General features: G+C 64.0%; 12 protein-coding genes and 2 pseudogenes. 2 read left to right on the top strand and 12 right to left on the bottom strand.

What is annotated here, in order from left to right; all coding sequences use genetic code 11:
* Positions 1–8 precede the first annotated feature (8 nt).
* The 11 genes and pseudogenes from I5W_RS12865 to I5W_RS12915 form a co-directional block, all read right to left on the bottom strand.
* Positions 9–329 carry a hypothetical protein gene (locus I5W_RS12865; protein WP_044529528.1) on the bottom strand — a complete coding sequence of 107 codons (321 nt, stop codon included), beginning with the start codon at positions 327–329 and terminating at the stop codon, positions 9–11.
* 48 nt (positions 330–377) lie between these two features.
* Positions 378–1,997, bottom strand: coding sequence for a methyl-accepting chemotaxis protein (locus tag I5W_RS12870; RefSeq protein ID WP_199901738.1), 1,620 nt, complete (start codon positions 1,995–1,997; stop codon positions 378–380).
* 32 nt (positions 1,998–2,029) lie between these two features.
* Positions 2,030–3,473 (bottom strand): annotated as a pseudogene (locus I5W_RS12875) (NAD-dependent succinate-semialdehyde dehydrogenase).
* A 72-nt stretch (positions 3,474–3,545) separates the two neighbouring features.
* Positions 3,546–5,150: a bifunctional 3-(3-hydroxy-phenyl)propionate/3-hydroxycinnamic acid hydroxylase gene (locus tag I5W_RS12880; RefSeq protein ID WP_017452517.1), complete on the bottom strand. Its 1,605-nt coding sequence runs from the start codon at positions 5,148–5,150 to the stop codon at positions 3,546–3,548.
* Positions 5,147–5,470, bottom strand: coding sequence for an NIPSNAP family protein (locus I5W_RS12885; RefSeq protein ID WP_017452518.1), 324 nt, complete (start codon positions 5,468–5,470; stop codon positions 5,147–5,149). The genes I5W_RS12880 and I5W_RS12885 overlap by 4 nt, the downstream gene beginning before the upstream one ends.
* A complete protein-coding gene (locus I5W_RS12890; RefSeq protein WP_044529530.1) occupies positions 5,467–6,336 on the bottom strand; it encodes an alpha/beta fold hydrolase in 870 nt (289 codons plus the stop codon). Before I5W_RS12890 ends, I5W_RS12885 begins: the two co-directional genes overlap by 4 nt.
* Positions 6,337–6,367: 31 nt before the next feature.
* Complete coding sequence (locus tag I5W_RS12895) at positions 6,368–6,970, bottom strand: amino acid synthesis family protein (RefSeq protein WP_017452520.1); 603 nt, start codon at positions 6,968–6,970, stop codon at positions 6,368–6,370.
* 69 nt (positions 6,971–7,039) lie between these two features.
* Positions 7,040–7,513 carry a VOC family protein gene (locus I5W_RS12900; protein WP_017452521.1) on the bottom strand — a complete coding sequence of 158 codons (474 nt, stop codon included), beginning with the start codon at positions 7,511–7,513 and terminating at the stop codon, positions 7,040–7,042.
* 20 nt (positions 7,514–7,533) lie between these two features.
* Positions 7,534–8,571, bottom strand: coding sequence for a WD40/YVTN/BNR-like repeat-containing protein (locus tag I5W_RS12905; protein ID WP_044529531.1), 1,038 nt, complete (start codon positions 8,569–8,571; stop codon positions 7,534–7,536).
* Between the two features lie 24 nt (positions 8,572–8,595).
* Complete coding sequence (locus I5W_RS12910) at positions 8,596–9,390, bottom strand: SDR family NAD(P)-dependent oxidoreductase (RefSeq protein ID WP_017452523.1); 795 nt, start codon at positions 9,388–9,390, stop codon at positions 8,596–8,598.
* A gap of 89 nt (positions 9,391–9,479) precedes the next feature.
* Positions 9,480–11,037 (bottom strand): annotated as a pseudogene (locus tag I5W_RS12915) (acetolactate synthase large subunit).
* Positions 11,038–11,340: 303 nt separating this feature from the next.
* On the opposite strand from I5W_RS12915, the gene I5W_RS12920 reads away from it, so the two are divergent.
* The gene (locus I5W_RS12920; RefSeq protein WP_026052094.1) at positions 11,341–12,075 is read left to right on the top strand and encodes an IclR family transcriptional regulator; all 735 of its coding nucleotides are present in this window, start codon (positions 11,341–11,343) and stop codon (positions 12,073–12,075) included.
* 106 nt (positions 12,076–12,181) lie between these two features.
* On the opposite strand, the gene I5W_RS12925 is transcribed toward I5W_RS12920, so the two are convergent.
* Complete coding sequence (locus I5W_RS12925) at positions 12,182–13,159, bottom strand: helix-turn-helix domain-containing protein (RefSeq protein WP_044529532.1); 978 nt, start codon at positions 13,157–13,159, stop codon at positions 12,182–12,184.
* Between the two features lie 535 nt (positions 13,160–13,694).
* On the opposite strand from I5W_RS12925, the gene I5W_RS12935 reads away from it, so the two are divergent.
* Positions 13,695–15,149 carry an aldehyde dehydrogenase family protein gene (locus I5W_RS12935; RefSeq protein WP_044529533.1) on the top strand — a complete coding sequence of 485 codons (1,455 nt, stop codon included), beginning with the start codon at positions 13,695–13,697 and terminating at the stop codon, positions 15,147–15,149.
* Positions 15,150–15,324 lie beyond the last annotated feature (175 nt).

A 15,324-nucleotide genomic window follows, 5' to 3' on the forward strand; every position in this document is an offset into this window, starting at 1 on the left:
CTTACCTTTCAGACCGTTTTCAAGAGAGTGTTCGCCTGCGCCAGCGGCAAGCGAGAGACCGGGAACAGCGCCGCCGGGAAGGCCAGGATGGCGCCCTTGCGGCATGACACGATTAAAACCCTTGCACCGGGCAAGGCATTAGCCCAAATGAGCAAGTCATCAAGCGCGGCAGAACGAGGGAGGGAAATAATTTGCGCGTGACGCTCCCGCACCTTGGGAGTGGCGTGGGCATCTGGAGCAAGGCGGCTGACAGACCTCTGACAATCCTTGAAAAAAACCCCTGCGTCGTCAAACGAAGAGCAAAAAAAAATGGCGGCCGAAGCCGCCATGAAAAGGTGCAGCCAAGCACCAAAACACACGATGAAACCCTCGCCCCCTCACCCCGCCAACAGCGGCACTCCCGTGGCGGATTGCGCCTGCATCGTCGGGATCGTCTGCGCTACCGGCATGGCCGCGATACGAAATACCGAGACCGTCCCCAGCAGGTTGCCCGCCTGCTGGCGCAGGCTTTCGCTGGCCGCCGCGCTCTGCTCGACCAGGGCCGCGTTCTGTTGCAGGGCATCGTCCAGTTGCCGGATCGCGCCCTCGACCTCGCTGATGTCGCCGCTCTGGGCCAGGCTGGCCTGGCTGATCTGGGCCACGATGGCCGAGACGCTGCGCACCGCCGCCACGATCTCCTGCATGGTCTGTCCGGCCCGGTCCACCAGGCGCGCCCCGGTCTGGATGCGCTCTACCGACTCGGTGATCAGGGTCTTGGTCTCGCGCGCAGCGATGGAACTGCGCTGGGCCAGTGACCGCACTTCGGTCGCCACCACCGCAAAGCCCCTGCCCTGCTCGCCGGCGCGTGCGGCTTCCACCGCTGCATTCAAGGCCAGGATATTGGTCTGGAAGGCAATGCCATCGATGGTGCCGACGATGTCGGAGATGCGCTGCGAACTGCTTTCGATACCGCGCATGGTCTCGACCACCTGCTGCACCACCTGCCCGCCCTGCAAGGCCACCGCACTGGCCTGCTGGGCGGTGCTGCTGGCCAGGTGGGCGTCCTCGGCATTCTTTTGCACGGTGGCGCTCAATTCGTTCATGGTGGCCGCCGTCTCTTCCAGGGCGGCGGCCTGGGCTTCGGTGCGGGTGGACAGGTCGGCGTTGCCGGAGGCGATCTCGACACTGGCGGTGGCCACGTTCTCGGCCTCGCGCCTGACCCCGGCCACGATCTCCACCAGTGAGTGCTGCATCCGCTGCATGGCACTCAACAATTGTGCAATCTCATCGCGACCATGGACGACGATCTCCTGATCCAGCGCCCCTGCGGCGATATGGTTGGCTGCCGCCACCGCCCGTTGCAGGGGCGCGGCGATACCACCGATCAAGAGCCGCGCCAAGCCCAGCGTACAGAGCAACGCCGCCAAGCTCACCGCGATGAGCGCGCGCCGCGCCGACTGATAGGCTTGCTCGCCATCGAGCACCGAAGCGGCCGACTCCTGCGAGACCGAGTCGCTGATGAACTTGAGGATGTCAGACATCTGGCCATACGGACGGGCGCTGTCGGCGGCCAGCACCAGGGCTTCCACCGACTTGCCTTCGGTGGCCAGCGCCACGGCCTTCTCGGCCAGTTCGCGGTAAGCCTTCCAGCTTGCCATCAGTTGCCGGCTGGTGGCGCGTTCATCATCGTTGCTGGCGAAGTCGACCAGGATCTTCAAGAACTTCTCGGCCTCGGCCAGGCCCTCGGCCCTGGCCTGCTGGGCCGCCTTGCCGCCGCTGCCATCATCGGCCAGCAGCGACAACGTCACCCCCATGCGGTATTGCGCCATGCCGATGCGAATGCCCGAGACCGATTCCATGGCCGGCACATTGATGCGCCCCAGCTGCTCGACCTGGGTATTGATGCGGCTCATGCGGCCATACGCAAAGATGGCCATGCCGATCAACATCAACAACAGCAGCAGAAAGGCCAGCTTCAGCTTGGCCGCAATGCTCAACCTCGTCAGCGCCTGCCTCATGTTCCTGCTCTCCTGGTTGGCTGCCCTGGCCTTCAGGCCGGGACGTGCGTGATCTGGCTGATCATCTTGGTGACCAGGAAGCTCTCGAATCCTTCCACCCCGCCTTCACTGCCGAAAGCGCTTTCGCCGATACCGCCAAAGGGCAGCTCGGGATGCGCCATGCCCGAATGGTTGATGTTGACCCATGCCGGCCTGCAAGCCATTGCCCACCCGATGCGCCGTGACCAGCGATTGCGTGAAGACATAGGAGGCCAGCCCCAGCGGCAAGGCATTGGCCATGGCGATGGCTTGCTCGGTCTGCGCGAAGGGTGTGACGGCGGCAATCGGGCCGAAGGGTTCTTCCTGCATCACCCTGGCGCTCTGCGGCACGTTGGCCACCAGCGTGGGGGCATAGAAGTGGCCGTGCTCGCCGATGCGCGCACCGCCGGTGACCAGTTGGCTCCCCTGGGCCAGGGCATCTTCCATCAAGCCGTGCACGGCGTCGAAGCGGCGCGCATGGATCAGCGGCCCCATCTGCACCCCGGCCTCATGACCGGGGCCGACCTTGATCTGCTGGAGGGCATCGGCAAAGGCGGCCACGAAGCGATCATAGATGCCTTTCTGGACATAGAAGCGCGAGGGCGAAACGCACACCTGTCCGGCATTGCGGGTCTTCAGGCGCGCCAGCAAGCGCGCCGCCGGTTCCACCTCGGCATCGTCGAACACCAGCACCGGCGCATGTCCGCCCAGCTCCATACTCATGCGCTTCATGTGCAGCGCCGCTTGCGCGGCCAGCTTGCTGCCCACCGGCACGGAACCGGTGAAGGAAATATTGCGCACCAGCGGCGACTCGATCAAGTGCCGCGAAATCTCGGACGATACCCCGGAGACGATGTTGAACACGCCCGGCGGCACGCCGGCATCATGAAACAGCTTGGCCATGAGCACGATGGCGGCAGGCGACTCCGATGGCCCCTTCAACACCACCGTGCAACCGGCGGCCATGGCGGCAGCGACCTTCTTCATGGCCTGGCCGAACGGGAAATTCCAGGGACTGATGGCAGCGCACACGCCCACCGGTTCGCGCACCACCAGTTGTCGCACATCGGGATGGCGCGGGCTGACCACGCGACCATACAGGCGGCGGCCTTCTTCGGCGTGCCAGTCTAGGTGTTCGGCAGCGTTGATGATTTCCGCCACGGCATCGGCCAGCGGCTTGCCATTGTCCAGGGTGATGGCCGGCGCCATCGCCTGGGCGCGCTCGCGGGCCAGCGTGGCAGCCCGGCGCAGGATGTCGGAGCGCTCCAGCGGCGAGACCTGGCGCCATTGGGCGAAGGCGGCATGGGCCGCCTGGATGGCCTCTTCGATGTCGGCGGCCTCGGCCCAGGGCAGGCATCCCAGTACCTCGCCGTTGGCCGGGTTGCGCACTTCCTGGTAGCGCCGACCGTCGACGCCGTGGAAACGTCCATTGATGTAGAGCTGCAAATCTGGATACATGAGGTTCACCTTGAAAAAAGCGGGCACATCCAGCGATGCGCCGAAACTGTCTGCCAATGCGGTGTTGGACGCCTAGAGCGCGACCCGGTCCAGGTAGCGGCTCATCACGGCCGGCGCATCGGCGGCGCGGCCGGCAGCGGCGATGAACCGATCAGGGCGCAGCAAGACCCAGTCCACACCCTTTTCCTTGAACCAGGCATTGAGCTTGTTTTCGTAATCCTGGATCACCACGCCGCTGCCGGTGAGAACCTCGCCGCGGCGGCCCGAGCGTGAGCGCACGCCCTGCAGGTAGTCGCAACCGAACAGCGCCATGCGCTGGCGCAAGCTGTCATCGGCCTGGGCCAGGACATCGCAGCGCCAGCTCAACAGCGTGAAGCGGCTACCGCACAGGTCGTCCAACCGCTGCACCTCACCGGCGCCGGTTTCCACCAGTGATTGCAGGAACATGCGCCCCACCAAGTCGCTGCGGTTGTGCGCATCATCCTGCATCACCGCGCGGCTGCTGAAGCTGGGCATGGGCTTGAACTTCATCTGCAGCACATAGTCGCGCACGCGGGCGATATCCTTGATGGCCAGGAAGAACTTGTCGCGGCACCAGGCCAGCAGGCGGTTCTTCTGCGACAGCACGGCGCCGAACAGGTCGGCCAGATCGATCATGGCCTTGACGTGGGCATGGCGCTCATCGTGGTAGCTGGCCAGCAGTTCGGGCTTCATCCGGCCTTGCAGGATCCAGGCCAGTTTCCAGGCCAGGTTGAAGGCATCGCGCAAACCTGCATTCAAACCCTGACCGATCCACGGCGGGGTGATGTGGGCGGCATCGCCAGCCAGGCAGATACGGCCAACCACCAGCGAGCCGGCCACGCGCGAGTTGTGGGTATAGACGCGGGCCCGGATGATGTTGAGGGCATCGACATCGGCCACGTGTTCGCGCAACAGCTCCTTGACCTTCTCGGGGGCCAGCATCTGTTCACCATCTTCGCCGGGGAACAGCATGAATTCCCAGCGCCGCACGCCATAGGGCAGCGCCAGGCAGACGTAGGGGCGCTGGGGTTCGCAGTGCAATGCGGTGTAGGGGGCATCCAGTGGATCGCCGTCGCATTCGATCACCACCCATTTGGCGGGATGGGTCTTGCCCTCGTAGGGCAGCTTGAGGATTTTTTCACGCACCGTGCTGCGGCCGCCGTCGCAACCGACCACGTACTGCGCCGCCAGGTAGCTCTGCATTCCGTTGGCATCGCTGATGGTGGCCAGCACGCCCTGTTCATCCTGTACCAGATCCAGCAACTCCACGCCGGAGCGCAGCTCGACATGGGGAAACCGGCGCAAGCCCTGGCGCAGCGTGGCCTCGCCCAATGGCTGGGAAAACAGGTTGCGGCGGTACCAGCCGAATTCGCGCGTGGTCGGCTGGATCTCGGCGAAACAGCGGCGGTCGGCGGTGTACATGCGCATGGGCACGTTCTGGATCACATCGCGCACGATGGCATCAGCCATGCCGGCCGACTGGAAGGTGCGCAAGGCTTCATCATCGATGCCGACTGCGCGCGGGTAATCGAGCACGTCCAGATTGCGTTCGATGATCAGGGTCGAGATGCCATAGGTACCGAGCAGGTTGCCCAGCGTCACGCCGACCGGGCCGGCACCAACGATGAGCACCTGGGCGTGCGAGGTCGTGCTCATGCAGCGCTCCCGCCCTGGGGTGCCGGTGCGCTGGTCAACAAGCGGCTTTCCTGCGCCACCAGCAGGCCGCGCACCTGCTTGCGGAATTCGGCGAACTGGGCATCGGCCAGCAGCGCGGCGCGACGGCGGGCGCGCTCTTCCAGGCTGTCGAAGGCCCAGTGATAGACCAGTTGGTTCAGGTCGCCACTCTCGGGAATCATCATCGCCACCAGATTGCCCAACAGGCGTACCTGGTGCTGGCGACCGCACTCGTTGTAGATGCGCACATAGTCGCGGACACCGCCTGGAATCATGGTGTAGGTGCGCAGTTCGTGAATCATGGGTTCTCCTCTGCCAGTGGCTGTTGTTCTTGTGCCAGGAATTGCCGCACCACCTGGGCGAAGGCTTGCGGCTGGTCGTCGTGGATGTAGTGGCCGGCGTCGGCAATGGTGCGGCTAAGGATGCGGGCATTGAGCTGGCGCATCTCGGCGGCGATCTCGGCCGAGAGGTAGTCCGAGCGTTCGCCACGCACCACCAGAGTGGGACAGGCCAACGCCATGACGTGCGGGCGCAGGTCGACCACGCGACTGGTGTCGGGCGTGAGACGCGTGGCGCTGATGCCGACATGGTCATAGCGCCAGGTGTAGGCGCCCCCCGCCACTTGCTTGAGCATGTTGTGCAGGCGTTGCTGGCGCGCCTCTTCGGTGACGCTGGGACGCAGTGCGCGCATGAAGGCGCTGGCCTCTTCCCAGGTGGCGAAGTGGCTGGGGGTGGTGGCCAGCTCGCGGCGAATGCGGGTGGCACCGGCGCTGTTCTCGAAGGCGCCGGGGCCGGCGTCTTCGATGACGAGCTGGCGCACCTTGCCAGGATGGCGCGCGGCATAGACGATGGCATTGATGCCGCCCATGGAATGGCCCAGCAGGTCGAACCGGTCCAGCGCCAGTCGCGCCACCAGGGCTTCCATATCGGCGACGTAGGCATCGGTGTAGTAATTGCAGCCCTGGTCCCAGTCGCTCTGACCTCGGCCGCGCTGGTCCAGGGCGATGAAGCGGTAGCCCGCGGGCAGGCGCTGCACCAGGTCGGCAAAGGTCTCGCCGTAACCGCGTATGCCATGCAGCAGCAGCATGGGGAATCCTTGCGGATCGCCCCACTCGGTGATGTGGAAGTTCAATCCCGACAGGGTCAGGAAATAATCTCGGCGCTGCATGATGGTCTCCGTATGCCGTACGCGCCCGGTCTTAGACCAGGCCGTCCTGTCCCTTGACCTCGGACGCCTTCAAGCCACCCAGGCGGGCATTGAGTCGGCCGCGCGTGGCGAAGGCCCAGATCAGCACCACTTCATCGCGATTGGGACCATCGTTGAATTGCGCGCTGACGGTGTCGTAGTGCGAACGCACGTACAGCGCATCCTTGTGGGCCAGCGGAATATCGATGATGGTGCCGGGACCGCCGCGCTTGCCGGTGGAAGGCACCCAGGACTTGGCACCGCCCAGGCCGTCGCGCACCGGGTTGGCGGCCGGATTGGTCAACAGCGCATTGCCGTGTTCGTATTCGCCATCCACGCCGACCAGGCAAGCCTTGCCATAGCTTTCGATGGCCTGGCCCTGGGCCGCTTCACGGATGCGGCGGGCGAATTCCTGGCCCAGCAGCGGCGAGGGCTCGATCCAGGGCGAGAGATCCTCGACGTACTGACCGGCGAAGGGATTGTGGATGCAGGCGGCAATGACGATCTTGCGCAGCGGTGCGCCATCGGCGGCACGACCGGTCTCACCGGCCAGGGTGTCTTCGATTTGCAGGAACCACTTGCGGATGTGGAAGTTGGCGAAATTGGGAGTCTTCATCTGGTGTCCTTTGAACGATGCATGGGATGCGAAGCGATGCAATGAAATGATGTGAACGGCTGTGCGGCCTTACAGCGGATCGAGCCGGAAGCTGTCGCTGGGGGCGTTGTACTGGCCCAGCAGGCGCTTGCCTTCTTCGTCGTCGTGCTCGGTCTCGAAGAAGAATTCGAAGCGATGGCCGTCGGGATCGTGGAAATAGATGCCGTAGCCGACCTTGTGATCGGTGATCTTGAAGATCTCGATGCCCTTGGCGAGCAACATGCCGTAGAGGCGGCGGAATTCATCCATGTCGCCCTCCACCTCCAGGCCGTAGTGCTGCATGTTGACCTCGCCGCGCGTCGCCTGGGCCGGTTCTTCCACGCGGATCAGGGCGATGTCATGGTGCTTCTTGCCGAAGGACAGGAAAACCCAGCGCTCGGCCCGGGCGGTGACGGTCATGCCCAGCACGTCCTCGTACCAGGGCGCGCTGGCGTGCGGGTCCTTGACGAACAAGGCCAGATGGGTGCGACGGATGCGCGGCTTGATGGTGGCAGTTGCGGACATGCGGCCCTCCTCTGTGCTCGTTAGTCGATCGATTGCGGATGGGCGTGGACCGGCGCCACGAAGGGGGTCCAGGCCACCGAGGTGATCTCGCTGAAGTCGCGCCATTCCTTGTACCAGCTACGCCCGCCATCGGTGGAGCGCAGCAGGTAGCCGTACTTGGTACCGGCAAAGAGCAGTTGCGGATCGGAGGGATGGCCGCCGAAGGCCCACACGGTGGAGTTGGGTGCGGTATGCAGGACCGCTGCAGACCAGCTCTGGCCGCGATCCTCGGAGCGATAGATGCGGGTGCGGGTGCCGGGCGTGCCATCGCCGATGGCCAGCAGCAGCGTATTGCCCTGGGCATCCAATGCCTGGATGGTGCGGGTGTAGTACATGCCGTCGAAACGTTCCTTGGAGGCCTTGGCCACGAAACTCTGGGCGTCGTCGGTACTTTCGCAGACGGAATTGACGGTCACCACCACATGCTTGACCGGAGCCTCGGCAGTGGCCGGCAGCACGGTGATGGCGTGGATGTCGGAATTGTTGATGCCGCGACCCGGAGTATCGACGCGGGTCCAAGTATCGCCTTCGTCATTGCTGCGCCAGGCGCCGCCTTCTTCCACGCCGAACCAGACTTCGCTGGGCGCATCGGTGCGCACGAAGACGGTCAGGATGCGGGGGCGGTGTACGCCCGCGCAGAACTCGGGCAACTCCACATCCAGTTGCTGCCAAGACAGGCCACCGTCACGCGAGCGATACATGCGGGCACGCGAGGGCGCGCCGGTGCCAGCGAAGACCAGCTTGGGATTGCTGGGACTGAAAGCGATCGACCAGACAGTCTGGTCGTCGGCCGGCGAGGCGATGCGCTTGAAGTGCGCGCCGCCATCGGTGCTCAGGCAAATGCCGACATCGGCGCCGGCCAGCACCCGTGCGGGGTCGGAGGGATCGACGGCCAGGCTGCGTACCACGCCATCGAATTCGATGGCTTCCTTCAGACCCAGGCGGTGCCAGGTGGCGCCATTGTCGACGCTGCGCACGATGCCTTGACCGGCGGTGCCAACCAGGATGGTTCCTTGCATGATGGTGTCCTCTTCGGTGTCAGATCAGATGTAGATGCCACGGGTGATGCCGCCATCGACCGCAATGGATTCGCCGGTGATGGCCGCCGCACGCGGCGAGGCCAAGAACAGCACGACGTCGGCGATTTCCTCCACCTGCAGCACGCGCCGGATCGGCGTGGCCTTGGCATAGTTCTGCTCGACCTGCTCGGGCGTGAGTCCTTGCAGCTTGGCTTCTTTCTCGTAGAGTTCGTGGATGTGCGGGGTCTCGACCACGCCGGGGTGGATCACGTTGACGGTGATGCCATCCGGGCCCAGTTGGTCCGACAGGGTCTTGGTGAGATGGCAGATGGCGACGTTGCGCATACCGGAAAGCTGCTTGCTGCCGCGCCCGGTGAGGCCGCCGATGTTGATGATGCGACCGTAGCCACCAGCACGCATGTGCGGGGCCACGGCCTTGGCAAAGCGCATATAGCCGACCACCTTGATGTTGATGTCTTCCAGCAGGCCTTCCGGGCTGGCGTGCTGGATTTCGGAACGCACCAGGCCACCCGGATGGGCGGCGCCATTGACCAGGATATCGATGCGACCGAAGTGCTGGGCGGCCTGCGCCACGGCGGCTTCCACCTGTTCGGTATTGCTGACGTCGGCGGCCACGGCGATGACTTCGGTACCGGTGGACTGGCTCAACTCCTTGGCCACTTCTTCCAGCTTGGCCTTGCTGCGTGCCACGATGGCCACGCGCACGCCTTCGCGCGCCAGTGCCTCGGCCACGGCCCGTCCGATTCCCAGGCTGCCGCCCGTGACGACGGCTGCCTTGCCTTGCAATTTCAGTTCCATGTTTGCTCCTTGTTCTATGCAGTCAATGCGTGCCGGCGCTGCCGGCTGGTGTGTTGGATGCTGGGGTGATCAGATATCTGGGGACTGCCTTACAAGGCCATCTCGATCAATGCCGGGCCGTCGCCGGCCAAGGCCGCCTGCAACTGCTGCTGCAATTGCTGCGCGTTCTCGGCACGGGAAGCCGGCACGCCGTAGGAGTGCGCCAATCCCACCCAGTCGATGCGGGGATGTTCCAGCGAGGTCATCTGCGCGGCACGCTCGCCCAGGGTGGCACCATCGCGCCGCAGTTCGTTGCGCAGGATGGCGTACTGATGGTTGGCGGCGATCAGCACCACCACCTTGGCTTGTTCATGCGCCAGCGACCACAAGGTCTGGATGGTGTACTGGGTGCTGCCGTCCGAGAGCAGACCGACCACGGTACGATCCGGGCAAGCCACTGCCGCGCCCAGCGCCACCGGCAGGCCCTGGCCGATGGCGCCACCGGTATTGGTGAGCACGGTATGTGGACGGGCGGCGTCGGAGACGGCATAGAAGGGATAGCCGCAGGTACCGCCCTCGACCGAGACGATGGCGCGTTCCGGCAGTTCGCGCGCCAGCACGGCGGCGATCTTCTGCGGCGTCAATTCACCTTCTGGCTGGGCCGGCAACTCATGTTGCGGCGTCACATAGGCCGGCGCCTGCAACGCATCGGCCAGTTGCTCCACACGCTCGGCGGCGGGATGCCCCGGCAGGCTGATGGTCAGCAAACGCTCCGGTGCAACCAGCGCGCTGGAATGCCGACATAACCGAATAGGTGATCGGCGGCAATGCGCCCACCAGCACCACCAGGTCGGCGTCGTCCAGCACCTTGCGGGCCGGTTCCGGGAAGTAGGGCAAGCGATCGAAGGAAGGCAGACCCTGGCCACGCTCGGCGCGCGCCGGGAAGGTCTCGGCATAGACGCTGCAACCGAGGTGCGCGGCGATGCGCGCCACGGCACGCTGGGCGCGTGCTCCCAGGCCGCTGTCCTCACCACCGCCACCGAGCAGGAACACCACGCGCTGCGCGCGCTTGAGGCGCGCCAGCGCCTGCTCTGGCTGATAGTCGTCGCTGAACTCGGCGGCGTGCTGGTGAGCAGTGGCGCTGGCCTCGACCACGGCCATCTCCTCGAACTGGAAGTCGGCCGGGAAGATCAGGGTGCTGCCCTGCCCGCCTGCGGCCAGGCTCTGGCGCACCGACTCGGCGGCAGCCGGGGCGATGTCGGCGCTGCCGCTGATGCGATGCACCCAGCCCGAGACCGGACGCGCCAGTGATTCGATGTCAGAGCTCAGAGGAGCGTCGTAAGGCAGGTGCCAGCTGGTATGGTCACCGATGATGTTGACGATGGGGGTGCGGGCGCGGCGCGCATTGTGCAGATTGGCGATGCCATTGGCAAAGCCCGGGCCCAGGTGCAGCAAGGTGCTGGCCGGACGGCCCAACATGCGGCCATAGCCATCGGCCGCCCCGGTGCAGACGTTTTCTTGCAGGGCGACCACGCAGCGCAGCTTGGGAAAACTCTCCAGACCACGGACCAGGTCCAGTTCGGTCGTGCCGGGATTGGCGAAACAGGTGTCCACGCCCTGGGCCTGCAGACCAGCCCATAATGCGTGCGCTCCAGTGTATCGGGTCATTTCTCTTCCTTTGCCGCAGGCGGCCAGCGCCGCTGCAGGCGCTTGTGCAGGGTTGAACGAAGCAGTGGTTTGCGGCATCTCAATGAGTCCGGCAAAAAATCATGTATTTTCGTATAGACGAAATTTGTACATAATTCAGCTTTCCGAAATCATGTTTTATTGCTTGATTTTGAATATAAGAGATTTATGCAATAGGCTTGAGCCCAAATCGGCAATTGATGCAGCCTCCCCGTTCCCCGGCGGGATGCCGCCTTACAATAGCCAGCCGGCGCGCGCCCTTTGCCTTCAACCAGACCCAAGACCATGAATAGCCTGAGCCGTATGTTGGATGTACTGACCTTGTTCAAGCCCAGCCAACCCGTCATCGATATCGACATCATCTGCGCCCAGTTGGGCTATACCCCGGCCAGCGCCTATCGTTATGTGCGCGAGCTGGGCAATGCGGGCTTGCTGGTGAAGATGCCGCGTGGCTATGCGGTAGGGCCCAAGGTAATCGAGCTGGATCGCCACATGACCCAGTTCGATCCCCTGCTCGCGGCCAGCCGCGACATCGTCGGCGATCTGGTGGCGCAGACCGGGCTGGAGCTCTTGATCAGCGAGCTGTATGGCTCCACCGTGATCAACATCCTGCAGGAGTCAGGCAATAGCGATGCACGCCTGAACTATGGACGCGGTACCCCCATGGACCTGTTCCACAGCGCCACGGCGCGGGTGATCCTGGCCTATCTGCTGCCGCGCCAGTTGCGCAAGCACTTCGACCAAGCCAGCGCCGAAGAGCTGCGGCTGGTAGGGACCAACTGGAAGGATTTTTCCAAGGTGATGCTGAAGATCCGCAAGGATGGTTATTGCGTCAGCGTAGGGGAACTGGACCCGGGCAAGACCGGCATCGCCGCCCCCATCTTCGATGAGAAGCAGCGCATCCTGGGCAGCATCACGCTGGCCGGCAATACCGAACGGGTCAATGCCTTCAACCGGGACTTTCTCTCTGGGTTGATTACCGATGCGGCCAGCAAGATCACGGCGCGCATTGCGGGCTGAAGCAGGCCCATAGCAGGCCCATAGCAGGCCTAAAGCAGGCATAAAGCAGGCGTAAATAAAAACGCGCCGGTCACCCTGACCGGCGCGCTGTGATTCAACGCGACAATTACTGGAAGACCTTCTGGACCTGACGCCGCGCCGTCTGCGAGGGCAACTCCCCAAACAGCTCCTGATAATCCTCGGCAAAGTGGCTCAGATGGAAGAAGCCCCAGCGCGAAGCGATGTCACCAATCGAGGCTTCCTGGTGGGTGGTGGACAACAGCTCGCGCCGCACGCCGTTCAGGCGCACGCAGCGCAGGTAGTTCAGCGGGGTGGTCTCGGCCACCGTCTGGAAACTGTTCTGCACCGTGCGCCGGCTCACCTGCAGGCGCTGGCAGACCTCGAAGATGCTGGGCACGTTGGCGGCGTCGACGATGGTCTGGCGATGCAGCTTCTCGACGATGTAGCTGCGGGTGGTGCTCATCTGGCGGCTGGGATCGCAATCGGGGGCCGACAGCAAACCGAGCAACTCCGCCAGAAGTGAAGATTCCAGCGCCTGCTCGCGCTGCTCGGCCTGGGCGGCGGGCTGCCACTGCCCATCTTCGATCTGCAGCATCGAATGTGAAAAGATGTTCAAGAGACGCTCGCGACAGGCGCGCAGGCCCTTGGGCGGCACCTTGATGACCGGCTGTTTTAACAGCGATGCAATGCGGTCGGGGTCGGGCATCTGGTGCAGGTGCTCTTCGAACAGGTCGCGGTCGAAGGTCAGCGAGAGCAGGTCGGTATCCATCGGCATGTGGAACATGAATTCCTCGCCGCCCTGCAAGAACAGGATGCTCTTGTCATCGGCCTCGCGCCCCTGTACATGCGCCGAGCCCGGCGTGGTGATGGGGAAGGCGAAGCAGATCTGGTCCTTGGGCGCCTCCCCATGCTGGACCACGCGCTTGTTGATGCGCTCGCGGAAGGCATGACAGCGCCGGGTCGACAACTGCATCAGCGAGCTTTCCAGCTTGCCCGCGGAAATCTGTGCATAGGTTTGTTTCCACGCGCCAATAGCGGCGGCGTGCACATGCACATCCTGAAAACGGTGAATGCTTTGCAACATGGTCTCTCTCCAAGTGAGCCGCGATTGCCCCCGCGAACGTGGCTCTGTCTCCATGCATTTAACGTGCCTGCATTGTTGATTTTTTGATTTTTTTTGATCGACGCCTGCATCGGTAACGAGGACTGCGCTGAAAGCGGGTCCGGGGGCCGTGCGGCGTCGGGTTATTTGCTTCTTTTGTGCAAATTTATCTCAATGCCAAAATTTAGCAAATACTTTTACAAATTTCCAAGCTTTCATGATGCGCTTTTCAAAATAGTGCAACTTTAGTTTTTTATGCACAACATCAATGCAAGCCGGGCAACAACGGGGCAGTCAGATTTCCCGGGCGGCAATGGCGCCTTGCGCAATGGGCTTGGCCCACCTCGCGAGCGCGGCCTTGCGACGCCGCCCCGAATTGCTCATTTGGGCTAACTGCGGCGCCCTGCTCTCTATACATTCTGGCCCCATGCCGGCCCGTTTGCGACACCGCCAACGAGGGCATGGTGCAAGTGGCCGCATCCCGTATCCCTCGACAACCACCACCACGAGAATGAGCATGTCTCTCCATCTTCAGCACTTTATTGCAGGCCAGGCCGCCGAGGCCTCCGATGGCCAGCGCATGAACCTGGTCAATCCCATCAACGAGGAAATCTATGCCAGTGCCGCCCAAGGCACGGCCGAGGACGTAGCGCGCGCCGTGGCTGCGGCCAAGGCACAACTGGAAGGCGGCGCCTGGAGCAAGCTGTCGGGCCTGCAACGCGGTCAGTTGCTGCACCAGCTGGCCGCGCTGGTGGAGCGCGACACCGATCTGCTGGCCGACATGGATGCGCGCGCCATCGGCCGCTCGCCCATGGAGCCACGCATGATGGACCTGCCCAATACCATCAGCCACCTGCGTGCCGCCGCCGGCTGGGCCAACCAAATGGAAGGTCGCACCATCCCCACCGCCGGTTACATGGGCAAGCCCACGCTGTCGTATACGGTGCGCGAACCGATCGGCGTGGTCGGTGCCATCCTGCCGTGGAATTCGCCGCTGATGATCACCAGCTGGAAGGTCGCAGCCCTGCTGGCAGCCGGCTGCACGGTGGTGATCAAGCCGGCCGAGGAAACCCCGCAATCGGCGCTGCATCTGGCACGCCTGGCACAGGAAGCGGGCTTCCCGGATGGCGTCATCAACGTGGTGACCGGTTATGGCAATAGCGTCGGCAAGGCCTTGTGCGAACATCCCGATGTGGCCAAGATCAGCTTCACCGGCAGCCCCGAAGCCGGCCGCGCGATCCAGCGCATCGCTGGTGAACAGTTCAAGCGCGTGACGCTGGAGCTGGGCGGCAAGAGTCCGCAGATCGTGTTTGACGATGCGCCCTTCGAGGATGCGCTGTTTGGTTGCACGCTGGGCCTGTTCGTCAACCAGGGCCAGGTATGCGCCGCCGGTTCGCGCATCCTGGTGCAACGCAGTCTGGCGCAGCGCTTTGCCAAGGCCCTGGCCGAGGCCGCCGCCGGCATCACCGTGGGCGACCCCAGCCAGCCCGGCGTGCGCATGGGGCCGGTGGCCAAGAAGGCGCAGTTCGAACGCGTGAACCGCTACATCCAGCAAGGCCTGGATGAGGGCGCGACGTTGCTGGCCGGTGGCGTCTCGCGTCCCGAGCGCGGCTGGTTCGTGCAGCCCACCATCTTTGCCGATGCCAACAATGGCATGAGCATCGCTCGCGAAGAAATCTTCGGGCCGGTAGGCACCATCATCAGCTTCGACACCGAAGAAGAAGCCATCGCCCTGGCCAACGATTCCAAGTACGGCCTGGCCGCCACGGTCTGGACCAGCAACCTGGCGCGCGCCCATCGCGTGGCCGCCGGGGTCAAGGTCGGTGCGGTCGGCGTCAACTGCTGGAGCCCGCTGGACGCCAACCTGCCCTGGGGCGGCATCAAGGATAGCGGCATGGGGCGCGAAGGCGGCCTGGCCGGCGCCCTGGCCTATACCGAAGAAAAGACCGTGACCGTGCTGCTGGCTTCCTGATACTGATACCGCCTCCCTCCTGATAGACGCGACGTGGCGTGAGCTGCGCCGCGTCTTTTTTCATCCTTTCCGCCTACCCCCCCCCCGCTACCCTGCCAAAATCGATGCATATGAAGTCATGCGCAGACCCTGCCCGTCAGTGCGCCATCCTGGCGTCATGGCCAAACCATGTGGT

This window comes from Herbaspirillum sp. B65, from assembly GCF_000333555.1.
Classification (GTDB): domain Bacteria; phylum Pseudomonadota; class Gammaproteobacteria; order Burkholderiales; family Burkholderiaceae_D; genus Herbaspirillum; species Herbaspirillum rubrisubalbicans.